This window comes from Frateuria sp., from assembly GCF_035943815.1.
Lineage (GTDB): Bacteria > Pseudomonadota > Gammaproteobacteria > Xanthomonadales > Rhodanobacteraceae > Frateuria_A.
On sequence record NZ_DASZBU010000006.1, the window covers coordinates 159958 to 183196 of the forward strand.

At 69.5% G+C, this 23239-nt stretch carries 24 protein-coding genes and 1 pseudogene; 6 read left to right on the forward strand and 19 right to left on the reverse strand.

From position 1 onward, the window contains the following. Positions 1-15: 15 nt before the first annotated feature. From flgL to VGU65_RS04320, 12 genes are all read right to left on the reverse strand, one after another. A complete protein-coding gene (gene flgL / locus VGU65_RS04265) occupies positions 16-1206 on the reverse strand; it encodes a flagellar hook-associated protein FlgL (RefSeq protein WP_327473172.1) in 1191 nt (396 codons plus the stop codon). Positions 1207-1217: 11 nt separating this feature from the next. Further along, on the reverse strand, positions 1218-3089 hold the full coding sequence (gene flgK, locus VGU65_RS04270) for a flagellar hook-associated protein FlgK (RefSeq protein ID WP_327473174.1): 1872 nt from the start codon (positions 3087-3089) through the stop codon (positions 1218-1220). Between the two features lie 117 nt (positions 3090-3206). Further along, entirely contained in the window at positions 3207-4301 is a 1095-nt protein-coding gene (flgJ, locus tag VGU65_RS04275) for a flagellar assembly peptidoglycan hydrolase FlgJ (protein ID WP_327473176.1), read from the reverse strand. Positions 4302-4318: 17 nt separating this feature from the next. Further along, on the reverse strand, positions 4319-5386 hold the full coding sequence (locus tag VGU65_RS04280) for a flagellar basal body P-ring protein FlgI (RefSeq protein WP_327473272.1): 1068 nt from the start codon (positions 5384-5386) through the stop codon (positions 4319-4321). Positions 5387-5577: 191 nt separating this feature from the next. Further along, positions 5578-6258 (reverse strand): flagellar basal body L-ring protein FlgH, encoded by a 681-nt coding sequence (flgH, locus tag VGU65_RS04285; protein WP_327473178.1) that lies wholly within the window; start codon positions 6256-6258, stop codon positions 5578-5580. Positions 6259-6262: 4 nt separating this feature from the next. Next, positions 6263-7048: a flagellar basal-body rod protein FlgG gene (flgG, locus tag VGU65_RS04290; protein ID WP_327473180.1), complete on the reverse strand. Its 786-nt coding sequence runs from the start codon at positions 7046-7048 to the stop codon at positions 6263-6265. An 18-nt stretch (positions 7049-7066) separates the two neighbouring features. Further along, entirely contained in the window at positions 7067-7807 is a 741-nt protein-coding gene (flgF, locus tag VGU65_RS04295) for a flagellar basal-body rod protein FlgF (RefSeq protein WP_327473182.1), read from the reverse strand. Between the two features lie 21 nt (positions 7808-7828). Next, positions 7829-9049, reverse strand: a complete 1221-nt coding sequence (gene flgE, locus VGU65_RS04300; RefSeq protein WP_327473184.1) for a flagellar hook protein FlgE — start codon at positions 9047-9049, stop codon at positions 7829-7831. Positions 9050-9068: 19 nt separating this feature from the next. After that, the gene (locus VGU65_RS04305) at positions 9069-9719 is read right to left on the reverse strand and encodes a flagellar hook assembly protein FlgD (RefSeq protein WP_327473186.1); all 651 of its coding nucleotides are present in this window, start codon (positions 9717-9719) and stop codon (positions 9069-9071) included. Between the two features lie 9 nt (positions 9720-9728). Continuing rightward, the gene (flgC, locus tag VGU65_RS04310) at positions 9729-10151 is read right to left on the reverse strand and encodes a flagellar basal body rod protein FlgC (RefSeq protein WP_327473188.1); all 423 of its coding nucleotides are present in this window, start codon (positions 10149-10151) and stop codon (positions 9729-9731) included. Continuing rightward, complete coding sequence (flgB, locus tag VGU65_RS04315) at positions 10151-10555, reverse strand: flagellar basal body rod protein FlgB (RefSeq protein ID WP_327473190.1); 405 nt, start codon at positions 10553-10555, stop codon at positions 10151-10153. Before flgB ends, flgC begins: the two co-directional genes overlap by 1 nt. A 193-nt stretch (positions 10556-10748) precedes the next feature. Next, positions 10749-11678: a chemotaxis protein gene (locus VGU65_RS04320; protein WP_327473192.1), complete on the reverse strand. Its 930-nt coding sequence runs from the start codon at positions 11676-11678 to the stop codon at positions 10749-10751. A 233-nt stretch (positions 11679-11911) separates the two neighbouring features. Between VGU65_RS04320 and VGU65_RS04325 the strand changes: the two genes are divergently transcribed. The 5 genes from VGU65_RS04325 to VGU65_RS04345 all read left to right on the forward strand — a co-directional run bounded on the left by VGU65_RS04325 (position 11912) and on the right by VGU65_RS04345 (position 16159). Continuing rightward, positions 11912-13216, forward strand: coding sequence for a methyl-accepting chemotaxis protein (locus VGU65_RS04325; RefSeq protein ID WP_327473194.1), 1305 nt, complete (start codon positions 11912-11914; stop codon positions 13214-13216). After that, the gene (gene flgA, locus VGU65_RS04330) at positions 13216-13926 is read left to right on the forward strand and encodes a flagellar basal body P-ring formation chaperone FlgA (protein ID WP_327473196.1); all 711 of its coding nucleotides are present in this window, start codon (positions 13216-13218) and stop codon (positions 13924-13926) included. Before VGU65_RS04325 ends, flgA begins: the two co-directional genes overlap by 1 nt. Before the next feature lie 97 nt (positions 13927-14023). Beyond that, complete coding sequence (flgM, locus tag VGU65_RS04335; RefSeq protein ID WP_327473198.1) at positions 14024-14350, forward strand: flagellar biosynthesis anti-sigma factor FlgM; 327 nt, start codon at positions 14024-14026, stop codon at positions 14348-14350. A gap of 7 nt (positions 14351-14357) precedes the next feature. Beyond that, positions 14358-14807 carry a flagellar protein FlgN gene (locus VGU65_RS04340; RefSeq protein ID WP_327473200.1) on the forward strand — a complete coding sequence of 150 codons (450 nt, stop codon included), beginning with the start codon at positions 14358-14360 and terminating at the stop codon, positions 14805-14807. A gap of 89 nt (positions 14808-14896) precedes the next feature. Further along, on the forward strand, positions 14897-16159 hold the full coding sequence (locus tag VGU65_RS04345) for an EAL and HDOD domain-containing protein (RefSeq protein WP_327473201.1): 1263 nt from the start codon (positions 14897-14899) through the stop codon (positions 16157-16159). 54 nt (positions 16160-16213) lie between these two features. On the opposite strand, the gene VGU65_RS04350 is transcribed toward VGU65_RS04345, so the two are convergent. The 7 genes from VGU65_RS04350 to rsmD all read right to left on the reverse strand — a co-directional run bounded on the left by VGU65_RS04350 (position 16214) and on the right by rsmD (position 21966). Continuing rightward, positions 16214-17263, reverse strand: a complete 1050-nt coding sequence (locus VGU65_RS04350; RefSeq protein ID WP_327473203.1) for a TMEM43 family protein — start codon at positions 17261-17263, stop codon at positions 16214-16216. Continuing rightward, a complete protein-coding gene (locus VGU65_RS04355; RefSeq protein ID WP_327473204.1) occupies positions 17260-18126 on the reverse strand; it encodes an MBL fold metallo-hydrolase in 867 nt (288 codons plus the stop codon). The genes VGU65_RS04350 and VGU65_RS04355 overlap by 4 nt, the downstream gene beginning before the upstream one ends. A 105-nt stretch (positions 18127-18231) precedes the next feature. After that, positions 18232-19956: a gamma-glutamyltransferase gene (ggt, locus tag VGU65_RS04360; RefSeq protein WP_327473205.1), complete on the reverse strand. Its 1725-nt coding sequence runs from the start codon at positions 19954-19956 to the stop codon at positions 18232-18234. Continuing rightward, positions 19953-20213 carry a YfhL family 4Fe-4S dicluster ferredoxin gene (locus tag VGU65_RS04365; protein WP_327473206.1) on the reverse strand — a complete coding sequence of 87 codons (261 nt, stop codon included), beginning with the start codon at positions 20211-20213 and terminating at the stop codon, positions 19953-19955. The genes ggt and VGU65_RS04365 overlap by 4 nt, the downstream gene beginning before the upstream one ends. Positions 20214-20335: 122 nt before the next feature. Beyond that, the gene (locus VGU65_RS04370) at positions 20336-20833 is read right to left on the reverse strand and encodes a hypothetical protein (protein ID WP_327473207.1); all 498 of its coding nucleotides are present in this window, start codon (positions 20831-20833) and stop codon (positions 20336-20338) included. After that, complete coding sequence (coaD, locus tag VGU65_RS04375; RefSeq protein ID WP_327473209.1) at positions 20826-21359, reverse strand: pantetheine-phosphate adenylyltransferase; 534 nt, start codon at positions 21357-21359, stop codon at positions 20826-20828. The genes VGU65_RS04370 and coaD overlap by 8 nt, the downstream gene beginning before the upstream one ends. A 31-nt stretch (positions 21360-21390) precedes the next feature. Further along, positions 21391-21966, reverse strand: coding sequence for a 16S rRNA (guanine(966)-N(2))-methyltransferase RsmD (gene rsmD / locus VGU65_RS04380; protein ID WP_327473211.1), 576 nt, complete (start codon positions 21964-21966; stop codon positions 21391-21393). Positions 21967-22306: 340 nt separating this feature from the next. Between rsmD and ftsY the strand changes: the two are divergent. Beyond that, positions 22307-23230, forward strand: a pseudogene (gene ftsY, locus VGU65_RS04385) (signal recognition particle-docking protein FtsY); the annotation flags it as partial. Positions 23231-23239: the final 9 nt, after the last annotated feature.

Here is a 23239-nt window from a genome sequence, read left to right on the forward strand (position 1 = left end):
CGAACACGGACCGCATCACTTGAGATAATCGAACAACGTCATGTTCTGGAGCTTGCTGAAGGTCAGCTGCGCGGCCTGCAGCGCGGAACTCTGCAGGCTCAGTTTGCTCACCGCGTCGTAGTAGTTGAGGTCCTGCACGTCCGACAGCGCGGTCTTGTACTGCAGGGTGAGGTCGCCGTTGAGCGAGCCCTGCTGGTCCAGCGCATTCATCCGGGCACCCACTCCCGCGCGCGTCTGCGTGACCGTGCCGATCGCCTGGTCGAGGTTGGCAAGCTGGCCGCCGAGCGCGTTCTGCAAGCCTGTCTCACTCGTGGATTGGCGCAGCGCTCCGATGATGCCGTCGAGCGTATCGAACATGCTCTGCTTGGACGAAGGGGCCACCGCAAAGCTGTCGTTCGCCGCCGGCGTGCCGCTGAAGGCAACCTGCACGCCCTTGAAGGCGATCGTGCCGCCCTTCTCCGGATCGTAGGCGCCGCTGCTGACCACGGCGCCGCCGCTATCACGCACCTCGTAGGCGTTGGGCGCGGTGAACACGATCTGGTAGTTGCCGCCGTTCCACGCGCTGGCGTCGGTTACGCCGGTGGCACCGACCAGCGCGCTGCCGGTGTTGCCGGCGGCCGCGCCCACGGCGAAGCTGCCGTTGCCGGTGAGAGTGTCCATGAACACCGCGCTGCCCGGATCGCCGGTGGCGACCTGCAGACCCGGGCCGGCCGCGACCATGCGCTGGCCCTGGTCGCCCACATAGCTCACGCCGCCAGGTTGCGAGACGAACGGCGCGGCGCCGGTGCGGTTGCCGGCGAAGATGTAGTCGCCCTGCGCATCCTTGCTGTTGGCCATGCCCAACAACTGGTCGCGCAGCTGCACCATCTCGGTGGCGATGTCGTTGCGCGACTCGGCCGTCTGGCTGGCGTTCATGCCTTGCAGCAGCAGCGTGCGCACGCGGCCCAGCACGTTGCCGACCGAGGACAGCGTCTTGTCTTCCAATCCCAGTCGCGCGTTGGCCGAAGTGATGTTGCGCTGGTACTGGTCGGTGTCGGCGCCAAGATGAGTCAGTTCCACGGCGCGCGTCGCGCCCACCGGATCGTCGGAGGGCTGGTTGATGCGCTTGCCGGTGCCCATCTGCGTCTGGATGCCGGACAGGTCGCCCTGCCGTTCCATCATCGTGTTGACCGACTGCTGCTGCATCCAGCTGGTGGAGACTCTCATGACGGTGGCCCTTAGCCCTTGAACGCGCCGAGCAGTGCGTTGAACACGGTGTTGGCGGCGTTGATGACCTGCGCCGACGCCTGGTAGGCCTGCTGGAAGCGCACCAGGTTGGCCGCTTCCTCATCGACGTTGACGCCGCTGACGCTCTGTTGCGCGGCCATCGCCTGGTTGTAGACGGCGGTCTGCGTCTTGGCTGCGTCGTCGGCCAGCGAACCGGCGCTGCCGACCTGGCCGACCAGCTGGCCGTAGGCGCCGCCTACGCTGGTCGCGCCGCCATCGAGCACGCCCAGGTTGGCCACCGCGCCGAGCTTGAGCGCGTTGGCGTTGTCGCCGCGCGCGTTGGTGTTGGCCTTCACGGTGAAGCTGTCGCCGTTGGCGGGCGAGCCCGAGAGGGCAAGGCTCCAGCCGTTGTGCACGATGGGCGTGCCGGCGGTGAAGGTCTGCGCCGGGCCACCGTCGATGCTGTAGCTGGTCGGCGAGGAGAACACGATGCTGGAGGCGGTGAACAGGTTCGGGTTGCTGCCGTCGGCGACGGTGAGCGCACCCACGGCGGCGTTGCCGGTATTCGCGCCCGCCGCGCTGCCCACCAGCGGTGCGGCTGCAGCCACTTTGTTCGGATCGGTGATCGCCACGCCTATGCCGCCGGCTGCATTGCGGGTGGGTTGGATGCGGAAGCTGTCGCCGGCGTTGGCGGCGCCGCCACCCAGGGTGAAGCTCAGGCCGCCGGCCTTGAACGGATCGGCGGCCGTGCCGGTGCCGGTCATCGCCACCGTGGCGCCGCTGCCGTCGCGCAGGTTCCAGGCGCTGCCGTCGTAGCTCAGCACGTAGTCCTGGCTGCCGAGCGCGCCGATGTCGCTGATGCTCGCCGTGAGCGTGGCGCTGCCGGTATTGCTGCCGGCTGCCTGCACGGCAGGGCCGGCGATGTTGAAGAAGGTGCCGCCGAGCTGGCCGTTGAGATCCACGCCCTGCGCGTGCTGCGCGTTGAACGTGTCGGCCAGCGCCAGCGCGGCCCGACCGAGCTGGTTCTGCGCGGGGTCGAGCACGTTGCTGCGGAAATCCAGCAGCGCGCCCAGCGTGCCTCCGCCGATGCGGCTGCTCAGCACCGCGCCGGTGCCCTTGTCGACGACTTCCAGCCGGGTCGCGTCATAGGTGTTGGGCGCGGTACCCAGATCGTAGGATTGCGTACCGCTGACCAGCGCCTGCCCGTTGCCGACGAACACGCTCAGGGTGCCGTCGTTCTGCGGCGCCACGCTGATGCCGACCTCGCCCGAGAGCTTCTTGATCAGCGCGTCGCGCTGGTCGAGCAGGTCGGACGGCTGCTGGCCGGTGGAGGCGCGGATGCGCTCGTTGAGCTTGGCGATCCCGGCGCTGTCGCTGTTGATCGCGGCGACCGTATCGGCGAGTTGGCGCTGCACTTGCCCGCCCAGGCTGTCGAATTGCCCGGACAGTGCATGAAAGGTGCTGGCCAGGCCGCCGGCGCGGGCCAGCAATACGCTGCGGGCGGAGGCGTCCGCCGGGGCATTGGCCACGTCCTGCACCGAGCCGAAAAAGCTGTCCAGCGAGCTCTGCAGGTTGCTGCTGCCGGAAAGCTGGTTGTTGAGCTGGCCGGTCAGGCCCTGGTAGGCATTGGCGCGCCCCTGGGCGGAGGCGGCCGACCATAGCGCGCTGTTGAGGTACTGGCTGTAGGCGCGCTGCACCGCCTGGGTGTCCACGCCGGTGCCGACGTAGTAGCGCCCTTCCTGCTGCGGCGCGCGCGCGGCGAAGCTCACCTGCTGGCGGCTGTAGCCGTCAGTGTTGGCGTTGGACACGTTGTGGCCCACGGTGCTCAGGCCCACTTGCGCGGCGAGCAGGCCGGAGACGCCGGTGGAAAGCAGGTCAGCCATGATGGTTTCCCGGACGGATGGCAGGCGGGCGGGCGGGCCGCGACAGGCGGCCCGGCGAAAACCCGATCGGCGGAATCAGGGCATGCGTCATGCCCCCTGTGACGGCAGCTTGGCTTCTCACTTGAATGCCCCCGCATCCAGCGACGCCAGCGCCTCGCGCATCTGCGGGCTGTTGGCGATGGCGGTGAGCTTGGCCGCGTAGCCTGGATCGGTGGCGTAGCCGCCGCGGCTCAGCGCATGCGCGAAACCGGCGACGTTCTCGCCCTTGCCCAGTGCCTGCGCGTAGCGCGGGCTGTCGGTGAGCATGCGTGCGTAGTCGGCGAACGCGTCGGCCGGGCTGGCGTAAGCGCGGAAGTTGTCGCGCTTGCGCACCGCCACGCCGTTCTCGTACTCGAGCGTGGGCACGCTGACCTTGTCGCCGATCCAGCCGCCACCGGCCTTGATGCCGAACAGGTTGAAGCTGCTCGAACCGTCATGGCGCTGCGGCAGGTGCTTGCCCCAGCCGGTTTCCAGCGCGGCCTGCGCCAGCAGCGCGCGCACCGAGACGCCCAGCTTGACGGCGGCGGCCTGCGCGTGCGGCGCCATCGCCTGCACGAAGCCGACCGGATCGCCCGGAACGAACTTGCTGGCCACGTTTGCCGCGCCCTGCGCCAGCTGGCCGAGCGTGGCCCGCCAATCCTTCGCGGCGAGGGCGTCGCTGGCCAGCGGAAGCAGCGCGCCGTCCTGCGCGTCCGCACCCGCCCCCAGATTCAGCAAGGCGCGCGCGCCCGCCTCGGCGCCCGCGGCAAGCGGGGCGAACAGGCCCGAAGCGGTGGCGCCGGGCAGTGCACCGGCAGCGACGCCGGCAAGCAAGGTCTTGTCATCGGTGGCCGCCGGCGTGGACTGCGCGTCCTTGCCGCCGAGCTGGCGCACCAGCATGCGCGCGATACCCAGGCCGTTGTTGCCCTGGGACAGCGAGAGCGAAAGCTGCTGATCGAACAGGTCGCGGTAGGCCTTGCCCTGCTCGCTGTCGCCCACGTCGTTGTCGCCGAAGCTGGCGTTGGCCTCGCGCATCGACTTGAGCATCATCTGGGTGAAGATCGCCTCGAACTGCCTGGCGACCTTTGGCAGCGCCGCCTTGTCGTCGCCCTTGGCCTGTGCGCGCAGCTGGTTGAACCCGGACAGGTCGGTCCAGGTGTCGAGCGCGGGCGTGGCGGGCGTGGCGGGCGTCATGTTTCCGTCGCGTGGACCTAGATCACGACAAGGTCTGCATGAAGCGCGCCAGCCTGCTTGAGCGCCTGCAGGATCGAGATCAGGTCGCTCGGCGCCGCGCCCACCTGATTCACCGCGCGCACGATGGTGTCCAGGCTCACGCCCGGGCCGAACTTGAACATGTGCGCGCCGCTTTCGCTGACCTGCACGTCGGAGCTGGGCACCACCGCGGTCTGGCCGCGCGAGAACGGCCCCGGCTGGCTGACCTGCGGCTGCTCGCTGATGGTGACCTGGATCGCGCCGTGCGCCACCGCCGCGGCGGAGACCTTGACGTCCGAGCCGATCACCACGGTGCCGGTGCGCGAGTTGACCACCACGCGCGCGGGCGCATCGCCGGGAGTCACGTCGAGATTCTGGATCATGCCCAGCCAGGCCACTTTCTGCGCCGGGTCCTGCGGACCGCGCACCGACACGGTGCCACCGTCGACCGGCGTGGCGGTGCCCGCGCCGAAGGCACCGTTGACGGCCTGCGCGATGCGCGCGGCGGTGGTGAAGTCGGCTGTGTTGAGGTTGAGCATCAGGTCGCCGGCGCCCGCAAACGACGAGGGCACGCTGCGCTCGACCGAGGCGCCGTTGGGGATGCGCCCGCTGGCGGAGATGTTCACCTGCACGCTGGAGCCGCTCTTGCCCAGCGCACTCACGCCGCCGACCACCACGCTGCCTTGCGCGATCGCGTAGACGTTGCCGTCGGCGCCGCGCAGCGGCGACATCAAGAGCTCGCCACCACGCAGGCTCTTGGCATTGCCGATCGAGGCCACGGTGACGTCGATCTGCTGGCCAGGCTTGGCGAAGGGCGGCAGCTCGGCGGTGATGGTCACCGCCGCGGCGTTCTTCAGCTGCGGCCGCGCGTTGGCCGGCACGGTGATGCCGAACTGCTGCAGCATGTTCTCCAGGCTCTGCGTGGTGAACGGGGCCTGGGTGGTCTGGTCGCCCGAGCCGTCGAGACCCACCACCAGGCCGTAACCGATCAACTGGTTCGAGCGCACGCCGCCGACGGAGGCCAGGTCGCGGATCTTGTCCGCGTGCAGCGGCGCGCAGGCGAGCATCGCCACGAGCGCGGCCACCACGTGCAGGCCGAAGCTGCGCCAGCGCTGCAGCGCGCGGCGCAGCGCGGCGCGGCGGGTCTCCTCCACACGCGAATGATCGTAGGGTTCGCCGTCGGCGGACGGCGGCGGCGCGGCGGAAACCCCGCGGGTTTCCGTGGCGGACGGCGACGGCTCGGGAAGCTGCGGCTTCATCAGAACGGCATCCACTTGGAATTGAAGAAGCGCGACAGCCATCCGCGCGTGTTGGCGTCGGCCAGCGTGCCGCGGCCGGTGTAGCTGATGCGCGCGTCGGCCACGCGGGTGGAGGGCACGGTGTTGTCCTGGCCGATGTCCTGCGGGCGCACGATGCCGGCGATGCGCACCAACTCCTGGCCCTGGTTGATGGTCAGCCACTTCTCGCCGCGCACCATCAGGTTGCCGTTGGACAGACGCTGCGCCACCGTCACCGTGATCTGGCCGGTGAGCTGGTTGGACTGGCTCGACGAACCGTTGCCGTCGAACGTTCGCTCGCCGTCCAGGCCGATGTCGGCCGCCTTGCCGCCGATGGAGACACCCTGGCCCAGAATGGTGGGCGAGGCGATCTTGGCCTTGTCGGTCTTGCTCGTGCTGGTGCTGGCCTTCTTGCTCGCCTGCGTGCTTTCCACCAGCACGATGGTGAGGATGTCGCCCACCCGATGCGCGCGCGGGTCGGAGAACAGTTCCATGCCCTGCGCATCGTGGTAGATCGCGCCGTCGGCCGGTGCCGCGGCGACGTCCGGCTGCATCGGCAACGTAGCCGCCCATTGGGCGTCCTCGTGGCCCGGTTGCATGGTGGCGCAGCCGGCAAGCGCGAGCAGCGCGGCGGCGGCGAGGAAGCGGAAAGCGGCGTGCATGGAATCAGGTCTTGTTGGTGAGGAACTGCAGCATCTGGTCGGCCGCGGAGATGGCCTTGGAATTCATCTCGTAGGTGCGCTGGGTCTCGATCATGTCGACCATCTGCTCGACCACGTTGACGTTCGAGCTCTCCAGCGCGCCCTGCGAGAGCGTGCCCAGGCCGTTGAGCCCCGGCTGGCCCGGCTGCGGCGTGCCGCTCGAGGCGGTCTCCAGGTACAGGTTGTCGCCGTTGGGCTGCAGGCCCGCCGGGTTGATGAAGTCGGCCAGCTGCACGGTGCCCACCTGTTGCGGCGCGGCCTGTCCCGGCAGCGTGATGCTGACCGTGCCGTCGCTGCCGATGGTGATCGACTGCGCGTTGGCCGGGATGGTGATGGCCGGTTCCACCGCATAGCCGTTGGCCGTGACGATCTGCCCGTTCTGGTCCATGTGCAGCGAACCGTCGCGGGTGTAGGCGGTGGTGCCGTCGGGCATGGTCACCTGCAGGAAGCCGCGGCCCTGGATAGCCAGGTCCAGCGAATTGCCGGTCTGCTCGATGTTGCCCTGGGTGAACAGCTTCTCGTTGCCGACCACGCGCACGCCGGTGCCCAGCATCAGGCCCGAGGGAGCGGCGGTCTGCTCGGTGGTCTGCCCGCCCGGCTGGCGCAGGTTCTGGTAGACCAGGTCCTGGAACGCGGCGCGCGAGCTCTTGAAGCCGGTGGTGTTGGCGTTGGCCAGGTTGTGCGAGACCACGTCCATGCGCGTCTGCTGCGCATCGAGGCCGGTCTTGGCGACCCACAGGGAAGAGAACATGGATGTCTCCTGGGAAACTTAAGTGAGTGACAGCAGGCGGGTCGCCGCCTGTGCGTTGTCGTCGGCGTTCTTGATCGCCTTGACCTGGAGTTCGTACTGGCGCGAGAGCTCGATCATCTGCACCAGCGTCTGCGACGGGTTCACGTTGCTGGATTCGAGCACGCCCGATTTCACGGTCACGGCCGGGTCGGCGTCGGCGGTGCCGCCGCCGGCCAGGTGCATCAGCCCGTCGCTACCCAGCGCCAGCTGGTTGGCCGGCGGGTTGACCAGCTTCAGCTTGCCGACCGAGGCGATCGTCTGCGGGCCCTGCCCGGTCGGCACCACCGAGATGGTGCCGTCGTTGCCGATGCTCACCTGGCTCGCCGGCGGCAGGCTGATCGGGCCGCCGTCGCCCAGCACCAGGTTGCCGCGCGCGTCGGTGAGCAGGCCATCGGGGGTGAGCTGCAGGTTGCCGGCGCGCGTGTAGGCTTCGCTGCCGTCGGCCGCCTGCACCGCGATCCAGCCGTCGCCCTGCACCGCCACGTCGAACTCGCGACCGGTCTGGATCTCCGCGCCCGAGCGCAGGTCGACGCCTTCACCCTGCGCCACGCCGTTGATCCGCGTGGGCATGCCCGGCCCCTGCACCGGCAGCGCCTGGAAGGCCGACATCTGCGCCTTGAAGCCGACCGTGTCGGCGTTGGCCAGGTTGTGCGCCACTTCCGTCTGCGCCCGCATCATCTGCGTGGCGCCGGTCATGGCGACGTAGAGCGAACGATCCATGGGATTGCCTCAGCCCCCGCGTCAGTTGCGGATGTTGATGATGGTCTGGGTCAGCTTGTCGTCGGTGGAGATCACCTGCGCGTTGGCCTGGTAGTTGCGCTGCGCCTTGATCATGTTCACCAGTTGCGCGGTGAGGTCGGCCGTGTTGGAGGCTTCCAGCGCGCCCGACTGCACGGCGCCGAAGGTGCCCTGGCCGGCCGCGCCCATCACCGGCGTGCCCGAATCGAACGAGGCCGCCCAGTTGGTGTTGTCCAGCTGGCGCAACCCGTTCAAGTTGCTGAAGTTGGCCAACGCGAGCTGGCCCAGCGCGGTGGACTGCCCGTTGGAATACTTGGCCTGCACCACGCCTTGGCTGGACACGTCGATGCTCGAAAGCGTGCCGCTGGGGTAGCCGTCCTGGTTGATCGCGCTGAGCGAATAGCTGTTGCCGAACTGGGTGGCCTTGGAGAGATCGATCGACAGCGCCATCGGGTTGGCACCCGGGCTGACCGACATCGCCGGGAAGGTGAGCTTGCCGCCGGCCGGCGTGGCCAGCGCACCGCTGCTGGTGAAGGAAACCGTCTGCGGCGCGCCGGCGGACACGCCGTCGACGTACAGGTAGGCATTCCAGGTGTTGGCCGCCGCGTTCTTGACGAAGTAGACGGTGCCGTTGTGGCTGGCGCCGAGCGAATCGTAGGCGGTGAACGGCGTGGCCTGATTGTAGCTCTGCGGGTCGGTGGGACTGAACGGCGCGGTGGTCGGCGCGGTGGCATCCGAGGGCAGGTTCAGCGACATCTGCACGTTGCCGGTGGCCTTGGCCGCGCTCTGCGCGGTGGTCATCTGCAGGTCGACCAGCGTGCTGGTGTCGAAGCCGTTGCCTGCGGGCGGAAACACCTGCAGGTGCTGGCCGCTGGCGTTGACCACGTAGCCGTTGTTGTCCTGCTGGAACGAGCCGGCGCGGGTGTAGGCAAAACCCTTGCCGTCGCGCAGGGTGAAGAAGCCGTCGCCGTTGAGCGCGAAGTCCAGGCTGTTGCCGGTGTTCTCCACGTTGCCCGCGCCGAACTGCTGCGCCACTTCGGCCAGCCGCACGCCACTGCCGATGGCGGTGGCCGAGAGGTTGCGTCCGGCGGAGTTGTAGAGCTCCGCGAACTCCGCGCGCGAGCCCTTGAAGCCGGTGGTGCCGGTGTTGGCGATGTTGTTGGCGGTGACCTCGAGGTCCTTGGACGCCGCATTCAGGCCGCTCAGCGCGATATTGAAAGCCATCGGTGTTTCCCCTGATGAATTAGTTGACGCGCGCGACCTGGCTCAGCAGCACGCCGCCGAAGCCGTCCACGTCCAGATAGGCGCCGTCGGCGCCGGTCATGCCCACCCCGGCGACCTTGCCGCTGACGTAGGTCGGTGCCGCGGCGGTACCCACCTGCGCGGACAGGCCGTAGCTACCCGGCGGCAACGGTCGGCCGTCGTCGCCCACGCCGTCCCAGTGGAAATCGGCAAGGCCCGCCACCTGCGTACCGAGATCGATCGTTCGCACCACGTTGCCGGCGCTGTCGGTGATGCGCACGAAGCTGCGCCCGCCGCCGTCGGGGATGTTGACCGCCCCGTCCAGCGAACCGCCCTGCAGCTTGCCGACCGCCGAAGGCACGGTGACGCTGTGGCCGACCATGCTGGAAGCCTGCAGCAGCTGGTTGCCCTGCATCGACTTGGAGAGCGCGTCGAAGGACGCCTGCAGGTTCTGCGTGGCCGAGACCTGGTTGATCTGCGCCAGCTGACTGACCATCTGCGAGGAATCCATCGGCTGGGTCGGATCCTGGTTGCGCATCTGCTGGATCAGCAGGCTCAGGAAGTCCGCCTGGCTGAGCGTCTTGTTGTCCTTCTTTGCGGACTGCACGGCGGCGCCGGCGGAACTGGAGGAATTGACTGCGATGTCGCTCATGGCCGCTCCTTACTTTCCGAGGTCCAGCGTCTTCTGCATCAACTGGCGCGCGGTGTTCATCACTTCGACGTTGTTCTGGTAAGAGCGCGAGGCCGAGATCATGTTGACCAGCTCGTCCACCGGGTTGACGTTGCTTTGGTACACGTAGCCGTCGGCATCGGCCATGGGGTTGCCTGGCTCGTAGCGGCTGGTGATCGCGTTGGGGCTCTCGGTGACGCCGAGCACCTTGACCCCCTCGCTGCCGGCCTCGGCCGGCTGGCCGTCCAGGCCGTTGCGGATCGCCGCGAACAGCGGCTCCTTGGCGCGGTAGGCGGCCTGCGGCGTGCTGGCCACGCTGTCGGCGTTGGCCAGGTTGCTGGCCACGGTGTTGAGGCGGGTGGATTGCGCCGCCATGCCGGAGCCAGCGACGTTGAAGATGTTGAAGAGCGACATCAGCCCTGGCCCCCGGTGATGGCCGTGCGCAGCATGCGGATCTGCGCGGTGATGAAGGCCAGGCTCGCCTGGTAGTGCACGCCGTTGGCGGCGAAGGCGGCCTGCTCCTGCTGCGCGTCGACGGTGTTGCCGTCCATGCTGGGCTGGGTGGGCACGCGGTAGGCGAGCGTGTCGCGCGCCTGGGCGGTCGGGTCGATCTGGCCGGGCGTGGGGGCGGCCAGCGGCAGGCTGCCGTCGCCGCTGCCGCCGGCGGCGGCCAGTGCCTTGCGGAAGTCGACGTCGCGGGCGAGGTAGCCCGGGGTGTCGGCATTGGCCAGGTTGCTGGCCAGCACCTCGGTACGGCGTTGCCACAGCGCGAGCGCGCCGGTGTGCATGCCGAACAGGTTGTCGATGGGTTGGCTCATCGCTTGCCTCCGCGCGGGTCGATACGTCCGCACGGGGCTGGAGGCAAGTTGTGTGCCATGGCCGCCCGAAGCCTTGCTGCAAAAGGCTTTGCGCGGCGTGCCGGTTTTCCCCCGAACCCGGTTTCATGGGCGGAGACGGATTTCCGACGCCGCCGTACGCCCACCCTTTCGTCCGGCTGGGCCGGGGAGAGCCTCAGTCCGTCGCTTCGTCCGGCAGCAACTCGATCACCGCCTGCGCCAGCAGGTCCGGCTGGAACTTGGCGACGAAGCGGTCGGCGTTGACCTCGCGCACCATCGCTTCGTTGAACAACCCGGAGAGCGAGCTGTGCAGCACCACCTTCAGGCGACGCAGCGTGGGCGTCTCGCGTATCGCGCGGGTGAGTGCGTAACCATCCAGTTGCGGCATCTCGATGTCGGACACCACCAGCCTGACGCCCTCCTCCGGCGGCAGCGCGGCCAGTTCGTGCAGGCGGTCCAGCGCCTCGCGGCCGTCCTGCGCCACCACGCATTCGATGTTCATCTGCTTGAACAGGCTGACCAGGCGGCGACGTGCGATCAGCGAATCGTCCGCCACCAGCACCCGGCGCGGGCTCAGCGGGTGGGCACCGGCGGCGCGCTGCATCTGCGCCGAGAGCTCGTGCGGCGAGGCGTCGATGCTGGCCAGCACGTGCTCCACGTCGACCACCGCGACCAGCGCGCCGTTGATGCGGGTCACCGCGTTGACCCGCGAGCCGAAGCCCAGCGCGCTGCTGGGCGCCACCAGGGAGGCACCCTCGCAATGCACCATGTGCTGCAGGTCCGACACCAGGAAACCCTGTACGGAGCGGCTGAACTCGGTGACCATCAGGTGCGCGGACGGCTCGTCTGTCAGGGGCGGATAGCCCAGCGCCGCGGCCAGGTCGATCACCGGAATGGTCTGCCCGCGGTAGTCGCAGCTGCCGGCGATCAGCGCATGCGCGCCGGGCATGCGCTCCAGCGGCGGTCGGCGCAGCACCTCGCGCACCTTGAATACGTTGATCGCGAACAGCTGCGGCTCGCCCAGGCGGAACAGCAGCATCGCCACGCGGTTGTGCCCCGCCAGGCGGGTCTGGCGTTCGACGTTTTCCAGCAGGGCGCCGGCCATGCGTTACTCCTCGGGGAACGGTGGGCCGCAGGCCCGTCACCGCATATCGGCCGGACCATCCGCCGCTTGAGCTGATCCCTCCCCCAGCCTCAGCACCCGCGCCGGGATCCTCCCTTCCTCCGGCCAATGCGGGGGAAGGATCGGCGGTTCGCACTGGCACACGCGTTGCTTGTTCAAGTTTCGACGCATCCAGACGATGTCCTGAACACTCATTCGCAGGAAACCGCATCTCCATGAGCCTGATCCGTAGCCGGTCCCTGGCCGCGCTGGTCCAAGCGGCCGCCGCTGGCGACGAGGCACGCCTCGAACAGTTGTCGCTCCAGCATCCGGCGGCAGCCCGCGTGCTGGCCCCGCTGCTGGCCCGCCTCCACGCCGGCCAGCCCGCGGCGATGGCCTTGCAGACCCTCGAACAGCAAGGCCTGGTGCTGGCGGCAGCGCAGATGCTCGGGCGCGAGCAGTCCGCCCTGGACAAGGCCAGCCAGGAAAGCCGCGACGGCGTCGGCCGCTTGACGGACGCCAGCGCCGGAATATCGACGGCGCTGCAACAGGTCGCCACCGCTTTGACGCAGGTCGAACAGGCGCGCCAGAGCGGCAGCGCCGGGGTGAGCGAGCTCGATGGCCAGCTGCGCCTGCTGCGCAGCGCGCTGTCGGCGATGAACCGCAACCAGGCACGCCTGGCCGAACAGGTGGAGCAGATCCGCAAGCTCACCGGCGTGGTGCAGGAAATCGCCCACCAGACCAACCTGGTCGCGCTCAACGCCGCAATCGAAGCGGCCCGTGCGGGCGAGGCTGGCCGCGGTTTCGCGGTGGTCGCCGACGAGGTCAAGCAACTGGCCGAGAAGACCACCCAGGCCACCACCGAGATCGAGACCGTCACCGGTTCGATCGGCGAGTTCTCGCAGCAGTTGGACGGCGACGTGCGGCAGGGCATGCAGCGGCTGGAGCAGGCGCAGGCCGGCGTGAGCCAGGCCGATGGCGCCATGCGCCAGAGTGGCGAGGCGCTGGCCGGCGCCAGCGAGAAGGTCGCCCAGTTGCGCCAGGGCCAGGACGTGCAGCAGGCTCGCGCCGCCGCGGCACAGGCCTCGCTGGGCGCACTGCAACGGCGCAGCACCGAGGCACGCCGGCAGAGCGAGGCGCTCAGCCGCGCCGCGCTGCTGGCCCATCGCCTGGCGCTGGGCTGGCTGGAACACGAGGCCGGCAACGACCCGGCCAGCCTCAGCCTGACCGTGCGCGAGTCGGCGCAGGGCATCCGCCAGGCGATGGAACTGGCGCTGCTGGAGCCTGGCGCGCTGGACCGGCGCTGGTTCGACACCGAAGCGCTGGACCGCACCGTGCGCCGGCTGGCCGCGCAGCATCCGCAACATCCGGCCGCCAGCGCGCTGAGCGAGGCGGGCACGCGCCTGTCCGAACACGGCAACGCCTTCGTCGGCCTGCTGGTCGAAGGCCAGCTCGACCAGGCCCAGCAGATCAGCCAGCGGCTGGAGGCCGACCGCGAGGCACTGGTCAGCCAGCTCGCCGCCTTGCTGGCACAGGCCTGATGACGCTGCCCCGCCGCTGCCTGCTGCTCGCGCTGCTCCTGCCACTGGAGGGCGTGGCCGCCCTGCCGGCCCTGGCCGCGCCGCCGCCCGAAGCGGACGTGCGCAGCCAGGCCGAACGCTACGTACAGCAGCACCTCGCGGCGCCGGGGAGCCGCGTCGAAGTGAAGTCCGACCCGCTCGATGCCCGCCTGCGCATAGCCGACTGCGCCGCGCCGCTGCAGGCGAGCCTGCCGGGAGGCGACCGCATCGCGCCCCGACTGAGCGTGCTGGTGCGCTGCCCGGCGGCCGGCGGCTGGAGCGTGCGCGTGCCGGTAAGGTTGTCGGTCTGGCGCCAGGTGCTGGTGGCCAGCCGGCCGCTGGTCCGCGGCGACGGCATCGTGCCGGCCGACGTGCACGCCGAGGAACGCGACGTCGCGCGCCTGCCCTACGGCTACATCGACAACATGGACCAGGTCGCCGAGCGCAGCCTGTCGCGGCCGCTCGCCGCGGGCAGCGTGCTCACGCCCGGCGCGCTGGGTGGGCGGCAGATGGTGCGCGCAGGCGACCACGTGCAGCTGGTGGCCGAACTGGGCGGTATCGCGGTACGCGCCGAGGGCACCGCGCTTGGCAGCGGCGATTCGGGCGCCCGCCTGCGCGTGCGCAACGGCAGCTCCGGGCGCGTGGTGGATGCCGTCGTACGCGCCCCCGGCGTGGTGGTGGCGCTCCCCTGAACGAACCGCAGTAACCGAAGCATTGGAAGGGGCTAAAGTTTTCCGGGCCCCGGCCGATTCCCCAAGGAACAGGGCCTAACCGACTCGAGAAGGACCGATGAACACGACCATTTCCAACAACGGCTTGCCGTTCCTGCCCCAGGCACCGGGCAGTCAGACCAACGGCACGGCTACCGGCACCGGCAGCACGGCCAGCGACGCTCCCGCAAGCGTGCCGGGCAAGGACGACAGTGTCCGCCTGACCGATTCGGCGCGCGCCCTGCAGGACGCTGCCAAGGTCGACGGCAACGCCGCGATCGACACCAAGCGGGTCGAGCAGATCCGCAAGGCGCTCGCCGACGGCAGCTACCAGGTCAACCCGGCCCGCATCGCCGACAAGATGATCGCGCTCGACGCGCAGATCGCCGGCACCGCCAAGCCGTAATCCAGCCATGGGCAAGCTGCTGCATCACGAGCTGGAAGCCGCGCTGGCCGCGGTGGTGGAGGACCTCTCCCGGTCCGTCACCGAGCTTGCCGCGACCCTGGCCGACGAACGCGAGGCGCTGATCGCCGCCGACGCGCTCGCGCTGGATCGCACCGGGGAGCGCAAGCAGGCGTTGATGCGGCAACTGGAACAGCTCGATGCCGAGCGGGTGCAGATGCTCAAGCTGGAGCCGGCCGCCGCCGCGCGCGTGGAAACGCGCTGGCGCGAAGTGCTCGAGCAGCTCAGGCGCTGCCACGAACTGAACCAGCGCAACGGCAACCTGGTCAGCCAGCGGCTGACCCAGGTGCGCGAAGCGCTGGCCGTGCTGGCCGGCCAGGGCGGCGACGCCAAGGGACTCTACGGCCCGGCTGGCGAGGTGCGCACGGCGCTGCGCTCGCACCATCTGGCCTCGGCCTGACGCACGAACGACAAACCTTACGGACACCGGGCCGCAGGGCCGGTGGCGATCCAACCAAAGGCGGGCCCGCCCGCGAGCAGATCAAAGCCATGAGCGATACCGCCGCTTCCGCCCAGTCCCGCCTCGCCGGCAACCGCGAAATGCCCCTGCCGGTGGTGCGGGTGCCCATGCTGGACCAGAAGCGCGAGCTGTTCGCCTACGAGGTCATGTTCCATCGCCACGCCGGCGACGAGCAGGAGCTGATGCAGCGCGTGCTCTCGACCCTGGCCGATGGCGCGCTGACCCGGCTGGTGCGCGGCAACCGCACCTTCCTCACCCTGTCGCGCGAGCTGCTGCTGGAGCAGACGGACGTCCTGCTGCACCAGCCGCGCTTCGGCGTGGTGCTGCAGCCGGCCATGGCCGAGGACGCCGAGCTGATGGAGCGCCTGCAGAAGATGGCGCAGCGCGGCTGCCTGCTGATGTACGACGCCGGCGCGACCGACCTGCACGGCTCCGTCGCGATCGAGGCGCTGGTCCAGATGGTGCAGTTCGTGCGGCTGGACGCCAAGGCGCTCAGCCCCGAGCAACTGCGCGAGCGCGCCGAACACCTGCACGAGCGCGGCATCTGGGTGGTCGCGGGGCAAGTGGATGATCACGCCACCTACCAGCGCTGCCTGGAGCTGCCGCTGCAGGCGATCCAGGGTCGCTACCTGCTGATTCCCGACCAGGTCGAGGTGCCGGTGCTTTCGGCCAACCGCCTGTCGATGCTGCGCCTGATGCGCGAGCTGCAGGAGAACAGCCCCGGCCCGGTCGAGCTGGGCGACATCATCCGCAACGACGCGATCCTTTCCTACAAGCTCCTGAGCTGCGTGAATTCGGCCTACTTCGGCCTGCCCAAGCAGCTCAAGTCCGTGCAGCAGGCGGCGATCTTCTTCGGCGTCACGCGCATGCGCAACTGGATCTACACCATGTCGCTGGGCGGCATGGACGACCGTCCGCCGGAGCTTTTGCGTACCGCGTTGATCCGCGCGCACATGTGCGAACAATTGGCCGGCAACATGCCGCGCCAGCAGAAGGAAATGGCCTTCACTGTCGGCCTGTTCTCGCTGCTGGACACGCTGATGTGCGCGCCGATGGAGTTCGTGCTCGCGCAGCTGCCGCTGGTGCCGGAAATCCGCGACGCACTGGTCGGCGGCGGCGGCCCGTTCGGACCGCTGCTGGAGCAGATCCATGCCTGGGAGGCGGGCCAGCTCAGCGGCCAGGTCCAGCCGCAGCAGATCCAGCGCATGGCCGCGATCTACCTGGAGGCGACGCAGTGGGCGGACCAGGTGTACGCCTTCGCCGACCCGAAGGCGCCGGCGGCCGCAGCCTGACGACGCTCTCTATCGTTCCGCCCGCGGCCTGCCCGTCCCGTACGGGCGGCGACATTAGGCTCGGCCGGCCCGCCCGGTGCGCCGGTGCAGCAGCGCCACCACCAGCACGCCGGCCGCGGTCACTCCGAACCAGTTGAGCACCGGCGGCCAGTCGCCACCGAGCCAGGAAGCGCAGGACACCGCTCCGATCGCGGTCACGCCCACCGCCAGCGCCAGCAGCGGATCGCTCACGCGACGGCGGCGCTCCCACAGCAACAGGAACGATCCCAGCGCGGCCAACACGATCGCCGCGCCGCGTCGCGCCATGGTGAACTCCGGCGGCTCGGGCACATCCGGCAGCACGTCGCTGAGCGAGCGCAGGCCGACCTGCACCTGGTAGCCCTGGCCGTCGTCCGCCTTGCTGGCGCGCACCAGCCGATCGCCGTCCAGCCGCGCCAGGATCGTCACCGGCTGCAGCGGCACCGCCTGCCAGCTCACCCGGATGTCGCCCAGGCGCGGCGAACCGGGATCCGCGCTGGTGGTCAGGTAGTCGTGGTACAGGCTGAAGCTCGCCGCCAGGTTGGCCGGAAGCTTCGACGGATCGGGAGCCACCGCCTGCGAGCCAGGCAGCGCGTGCACCAGCAACGGCCCCAGCGCGAAGCCGCCCACGCGTACCATGCCCGCTTCGAAACGCTCGCTCTTCAGCGGCATGGCGCTGGGGTTGGCGTGACCGTGCGGCTGCCGGAACTTGTCCGTGTCCTGCAGCTCTTCGGACCAGTCCAGTTCGTAGTGCAGGTCGGTGCCCACCCGCACCTCGCGCCACTGGAACATTTCCACGTGGCGCTCCAGCACCGGCGTCGGGACGCTCAGGTTGAAGTCAGCATCGCGCGGCGCCTCGACCACCTCGGGCGTGCCCGAGACCAGCACCATGCTGCCATGCATTCCCGGCTGCGGACCTTGCGAGCCGGCTTCGACGATATCGCCACCATGGCGCACCGCGGCCAGGTGATGCACCAGCAGGCTGCGCTCGGTGATCGCAGCCGTGCCCAGGCCGGCGATGAGCAGCAGCGCGCCGCTCCCGCGCAGCAGCAAGGCACGCGTACCGATACGCGAGGGCCCGCTCACCCGGCGATCCCACCGGCCGGCTCGCCGCGCAGGCGTGCCTTCTCGTCCGCGGTACCGAAGCGCCCGCGCTCGTCGCGGGTCACCCGCGCCAGCGCACAGGCGTGGTCATGCGTGAAGAACAGCTGCACGCCGCGGGCCAGCTTGTCCTCAAGGAACGCGCGCTTCTCGTCGATCAGGGTTTCCGGCGCGCGGTCGTAGCCCATGGTGATCGGCAGGTGCACCCAGGAGCGACCGGGAATCAGGTCGGCGCAGAACACCACGCCGCCGACCTCGGCCAGCATCAGCCCGGGCGTGTGACCGTTGGAAAAGTGGAAGCGCACCGAGTGGCCCAGCGCCCGCGAATGCTCGCCCTCGACCAGCTCCAGCCGCCCGCTCGCCTCGAGCAGGCCGGCCAGTTCCGGAATGAACGAGGCGCGGTCGCGCGGGTGCGGCGACTGCGCGCGCCGCCAGTGCTCGGCGCCGACCAGGGACGTGGCGTTGGGAAACAGCAGCCGTGGCGGCTCGCCTTCGGCCCACGGCGCCAGCAGGCCACCGGCGTGGTCGAAATGCAGGTGCGAGAGCACGACCGCGTCGATGTCCTCGTGCGAGAGGCCGGCTTCGGCCAGCGATTCGAGCAGCACGTGGCGGTCCTCCACCACGCCGTAGCGTTCGCGCAGCTTCGGCTCGAAGAACGCGCCGATGCCGGTTTCGAACAGCACGTTGCGGCCGTCCAGGTCCCTGACCAGCAGGCAGCGGCAGGCAAGCGGGATGCGGTTTTCCGCATCCGGCTCGATCCAGCGCGCCCACATGGCCTTGGGCGCGTTGCCGAACATCGCGCCGCCATCGAGTTTCTGCGTGTTGCCCTCGAGGGACCACAGCTGCATGGATGTCGCCTGTGCCTGAAAGGATGCCCCTGGGGATTCTACGCAGGGGGGGCGGTGCTGTCTGCCGGTGCCCTGCGCCGGACCTCCCGGGGCGGGGCGCCCGCCCTACTGCACCTTCCCGAGCCCCGATGGCCTACGAGGGTCGCTCGCCGCGTCGAGCTTGTTGTCGCGGTGATCCCAGGTGACCACGTTCATGAAGCCCCAGGGCTCGCGCGGATGCAGCGTATAGCCCATGCGCTCGAGCTCTCCCGTGGTAGCCGCGTCGAACACGCCGGGCTCCACGTCCACGCGGTCGGGCATGAACTGGTGGTGGTAGCGCTTCTGCGCCACGATGTCGCTGGCGTCCTTGCCGTCGATGAAGGCGAGGATGCCCTCCAGCACCTGGGTGATGATGGTCGAGCCGCCGGGCGAACCGATCACCGCCGTGCGGTCGGCGCCGATCACCAGGCTGGGCGTCATCGAGGAAAGCATGCGCTTGCCCGGCTTGGGTGCGTTGGCCGTGCTGCCGAGCAGGCCGTACACGTTGGGCTTGTTGGGCACCAGCGCGAAGTCGTCCATCTCGTCGTTGAGCAGGACGCCGGTGCCCGCGGCGACGAAGGTGGAGCCGAGCGTGTAATTCACGGTCGAGGTGACGGCGATCATGTTGCCGTCCTTGTCGATGATCGAGAAATGGGTGGTGTGCGGGCCGGGGTCGCGCGCTGCGCTCGAGGGCAGCATCGAGGAAGGCGTGGCCTTGTCGGGCAGGATGCTCTGGCGCAGGCCGTCGGCGTAGTACGGCGAGAGCAGCATGTCCAGCGGCATCTTCACGAAGTCCGGATCGCCCAGGTAGTCGTTGTGGTCGCGGAAGGCGCGGCGCATCGCCTCGATCACATAGTGGATGCGGTGCGCGCGGTCGAGCTTCTCGGTTTCCACGCCGCGCAGGATGTTGAGTATCTCAGCGACCGCCACGCCGCCGGAGGACGGCGGCGGCGCAGTGACGATGCGGTAGCCGCGGTAGTCCACGCTGATCGGCGCGCGCTCCTTCACCTGGTAGGCGGCGAGGTCGGCCTCGCTCCAGTTGCCGCCGGCGGCGCGCACGGCGGCGACCAGCTTCCTGGCCACCTCGCCCTTGTAGAAACCGTCGCGGCCCTGCTCGGCCAGCAGCTCGATCGTGCGTGCCTGGTCCGGGTCGCGCCAGAGTTTGCCCGCCGCCGGCGGCTTGCCGTCGACGAAGTACTTGGCGGCGGAGGCGGGCCAGCGCCTGAGGTCGTCGGCACGCTCGGCGATCGCGCCGCGCAGGCGGCTGTCCGGCTCGAAGCCGTCGCGCGCGGTGCGGATGGCCGGCGCCAGCGACTGCTTCAACGGGAGCCGTCCGTAGTGTTCGGCAAGCCAGGCCAGCCCGGCCGGCTCCCCCGGGATGCCGGCCGACAGCGGGCCGTTGAGCGCGGCGTCGCGGTTGGGCGTGCCGTCGCTGTTGAGATAGTCCTTCGTGTTCACCGCCGCCGGCGCCACTTCGCGCGCGTCGATGAACACCTCGCGCCCGTCGCTCGCGCGCCGCAGCACGGCCATGAAGCCGCCGCCCATCCCCGAACTTTCCGGTTCGACCACCGACAGCGTGGACGCCACCGCCACCGCGGCGTCGAACGCGTTGCCGCCGGCGGCGATCACCTCCAGCCCCGCGTTGGTGGCCCGGAAGTTGGCGCTGGCGATGGCCGCGTGGCCGGGCCTCTGCGCCTGCACGGCGGCGGCAGGCGCATGAGCCGCCGGTACCGACCGGTCCGCGGCGGACGCGCTGCCGCAGGTCAGCAGCAGGCTCAGCAGCAGGATGCGCCAACGCGGAAAAGGACTCATTCGGTGGTCTCCTTGGCCATCAACTGGCGGTATTTGAGTTCGAGCTGCTCGCGCGTCTCGGCCAGCGCGTCGTCGACGACGATGCATTCGACCGGGCACACCAGCATGCACTGCGGTTCGTCATGGTGGCCCACGCACTCGGTGCACAGCGCCGGGTCGATCACGTAGTAATCCGCGCCCATCGAGATCGCCTTGTTCGGGCACGCGGGTTCGCAGACGTCACAGTTGACGCAGGTGTCGAGGATTTTCAGGGACATCGGGCAATGGTAGCGCGGAGACGCCGCCCTTACTTCCTGTCGCGCTCTCTCGTTTCGCCCAAAAGAAAACGCCCGCGGTGCCGTCGGCATCGCGGGCGCACTCGAGCGGTTCGCGCGTGGCTTTACATCGCCACGAAGCGCACGTTCGCGCCGGTCGGCTGCAGCGCGGTCGTCACGCGGTCCTTGTCGGCCTGGTCGCCGATGAACAGCACGATCACGTCCTTGAAGGAACCGGGCTTGGCGTCCTTGAAGGCGGCGATCACGAAATCCGCGGTCTTGGCCGAGCTCGGACCGGCGAAGGCGAGCAGGTTGCCCGGCAGCACGCCGCGGGCGATGGTGTCCTGCACGTTCTGCATCTGGCGGTCGTATTTGGCCTTGGAATCCTGGTCGTCGCCGGCCGGCACCAGGTAGGCGTACGGACGCTCGGCCGTCATGCCCTGCATGTTGTTCTGCACGATCTGGCCGAGGTAGGCATTCCAGGCCTGGGCGTCGTTGGGGTTGGTCGGCTTGGCGGCGGCGGCCTGCTGGGTGGCCTGCTGGTTGTCCTCCTGCTTGTTGCAGGCGGAGAGGGCCAGGGTGCCGGCCATGGCCAGCGTCGCGGCGATCAGGTACTTACGCATGGGTGTCTCCCTGTGAATGGATTTGGGTTTTGCGCCAGCGCTGCCGCATGGCCTGTTGCACTGCCGGGTGGACGAAGCTGGAGATGTCGCCACCCAGGCGACCGATCTCGCGCACCAGCGACGAGGAAATGAAGCTGTATTGCTCCGCGGGCGTGAGGAACAGCGTTTCGGCCTGCGGTATCAGATGGCGGTTCATGCTCGCGAGCTGGAACTCGTATTCGAAGTCCGATACCGCGCGCAGGCCGCGGATGATCACGCCCGCGCCGATCTCGCTGACGAAGGTGGCCAGCAGGCTGTTGAAGCCGCGCACCTCCACGTTGGGCAGGTCGGCCAGCGCCAGGCGCGCCAGCGTGATGCGCTCGTCTAGGCTGAAGCCCGGCCCCTTGCCGGAACTCTCCGCCACCGCGACCACCACCCGCTCGAACAGCGGAGCGGCGCGGGTCACCAGGTCGGCATGGCCGTTGGTGATCGGGTCGAAGGTGCCTGGATACACGGCCAGGCGCTTGTTGACCGGAGCTTTGTTCACTTGGGAGGCGCTGCACCGCGAAGGTTGCCCGCTAGCTTAACGGAAGCTCCGTGCAGCGGCGATAGAGCGCATGGCGCACCTCGCCCGCGCGGCCTTCGCGGTGCAGCGCCCAGTGGCGCGGCAGCACGGGTACGTGGTCGCGCGGCGATTCGACATAGATCCACGCCTGCGGGGCGAGCCAGCCGTTGTCCTCCAGCCGCCTTGCGAGTGGGGCCCAGAGATCCGCCGCGAACGGCGGGTCCATGAACACCAGGCCGAACGGCTCGGACGGGCCTTCGAGGAAGGCCTGCGCATCAGCCACGGCAACCACGCCGCCTGCGGCCTTCAGCCGCGCCAGGTTCTGGCGCAACGCCTGCGCCGCGCGCGGGTCGCGCTCGACGAAACGCACGGATGCCGCCCCGCGCGAGAGCGCCTCGATGCCCAGCGCGCCGGTACCGGCGCAAAGATCCAGCGCCCGCACGCCGGCGAGCACCGGCGCAAGCCAGTTGAACAGCGTCTCGCGCACCCGCTCGGGCGTCGGACGCAGCCCCGGCAGATCGGGTACGTCCAGGCGCGAATTGCGCAGCGTGCCGCCAATGATGCGGATGCGGCCGGGCGCCCCCTTCATGCCCTTGCCGCTCCGAGTACCGCCGCCGCGCGCCGGCCGGCCGATGGCGGTCGCGCACGGATGGATGGGCCCTCAGCGGGCAGTCTGGTTGCCGGTGCTAGCATCCGTGCATTGTCTTAGAAGCGCTGCCGCGATGCTCAAGTTCTGGAAGAAAAAGACCACCGAAACGATTTCGGAGCAGCCCGCCGAGCAGGCCCCGACACCACCCGCCGACACGCATGCCGCCGACGTGGCTGCCCTGGACAACGCCAGCCCGGTGCTGGACGAGGCACGCGCCGAGCTCGCTGCCGCCGAGCCGGACGTGGTCGACGAACCGCCGCCGGCCGTCACGGCCGAATCTGCGCCGGCCAGGCGCAGCTGGCGCGAACGGCTTGCCGGCAGCGGATTCGCCAAGGGTCTGAGCTCGCTGTTCGTGCGCCATCCCAAGCTCGACGACGACCTGCTCGATGAGCTGGAAACCATCCTGATCACCGCCGATGTCGGCGTGGAGGCCAGCACCACGCTGGTCGAGGGTCTGCGCAAGCGCATGCACAAACGCGAGTTCGCCGACGCCGACGCGTTGCTCGCCGCACTGCGCGAGGCCTTGGTGGCGATGCTGCTGCCGGTGCAGCAGCCGCTGGAGGTCGGTGGCCACAAGCCCTTCGTCGTGCTCACCGTAGGCATCAACGGCGTGGGCAAGACCACGACGATCGGAAAACTTGCACGCCGATGGCGCGACGAGGGCCGCCAGGTACTGCTCGCCGCCGGCGACACCTTCCGCGCCGCCGCGGTGGCGCAGCTGAAGACCTGGGGAGAGCGCAACAACGTGCCGGTGATCGCGCAGGGCCAGGACGCCGATGCGGCGAGCGTCATCTTCGACGCATTGCAGGCGGCCCGCTCGCGCAACGCCGACGTGCTGGTCGCCGACACCGCCGGCCGCCTGCACACCCAGGGCGGGTTGATGGACGAACTGTCCAAGATCGCCCGCGTGATGAAGAAGCTTGACGCCGACGCGCCGCACGAGGTGCTGATGGTGATCGACGGCACCACCGGCCAGAACGCTGTCAGCCAGGTTCGCCAGTTCCAGCAGATCGTAGGCGTGACCGGGCTGGTGGTCACCAAGCTCGACGGCACGGCCAAGGGCGGCGTGGTGTTCGCGCTGGCCCGCGAGTTCGGTCTGCCGATCCGCTTCGTCGGCCTGGGCGAGAGTGCCACCGACCTGCGCAGCTTCGATGCGCGCGCCTATGTCGATGGCCTGCTGCCGGCGACGCTGGCGCGTGGTTGAGCGCGCGCG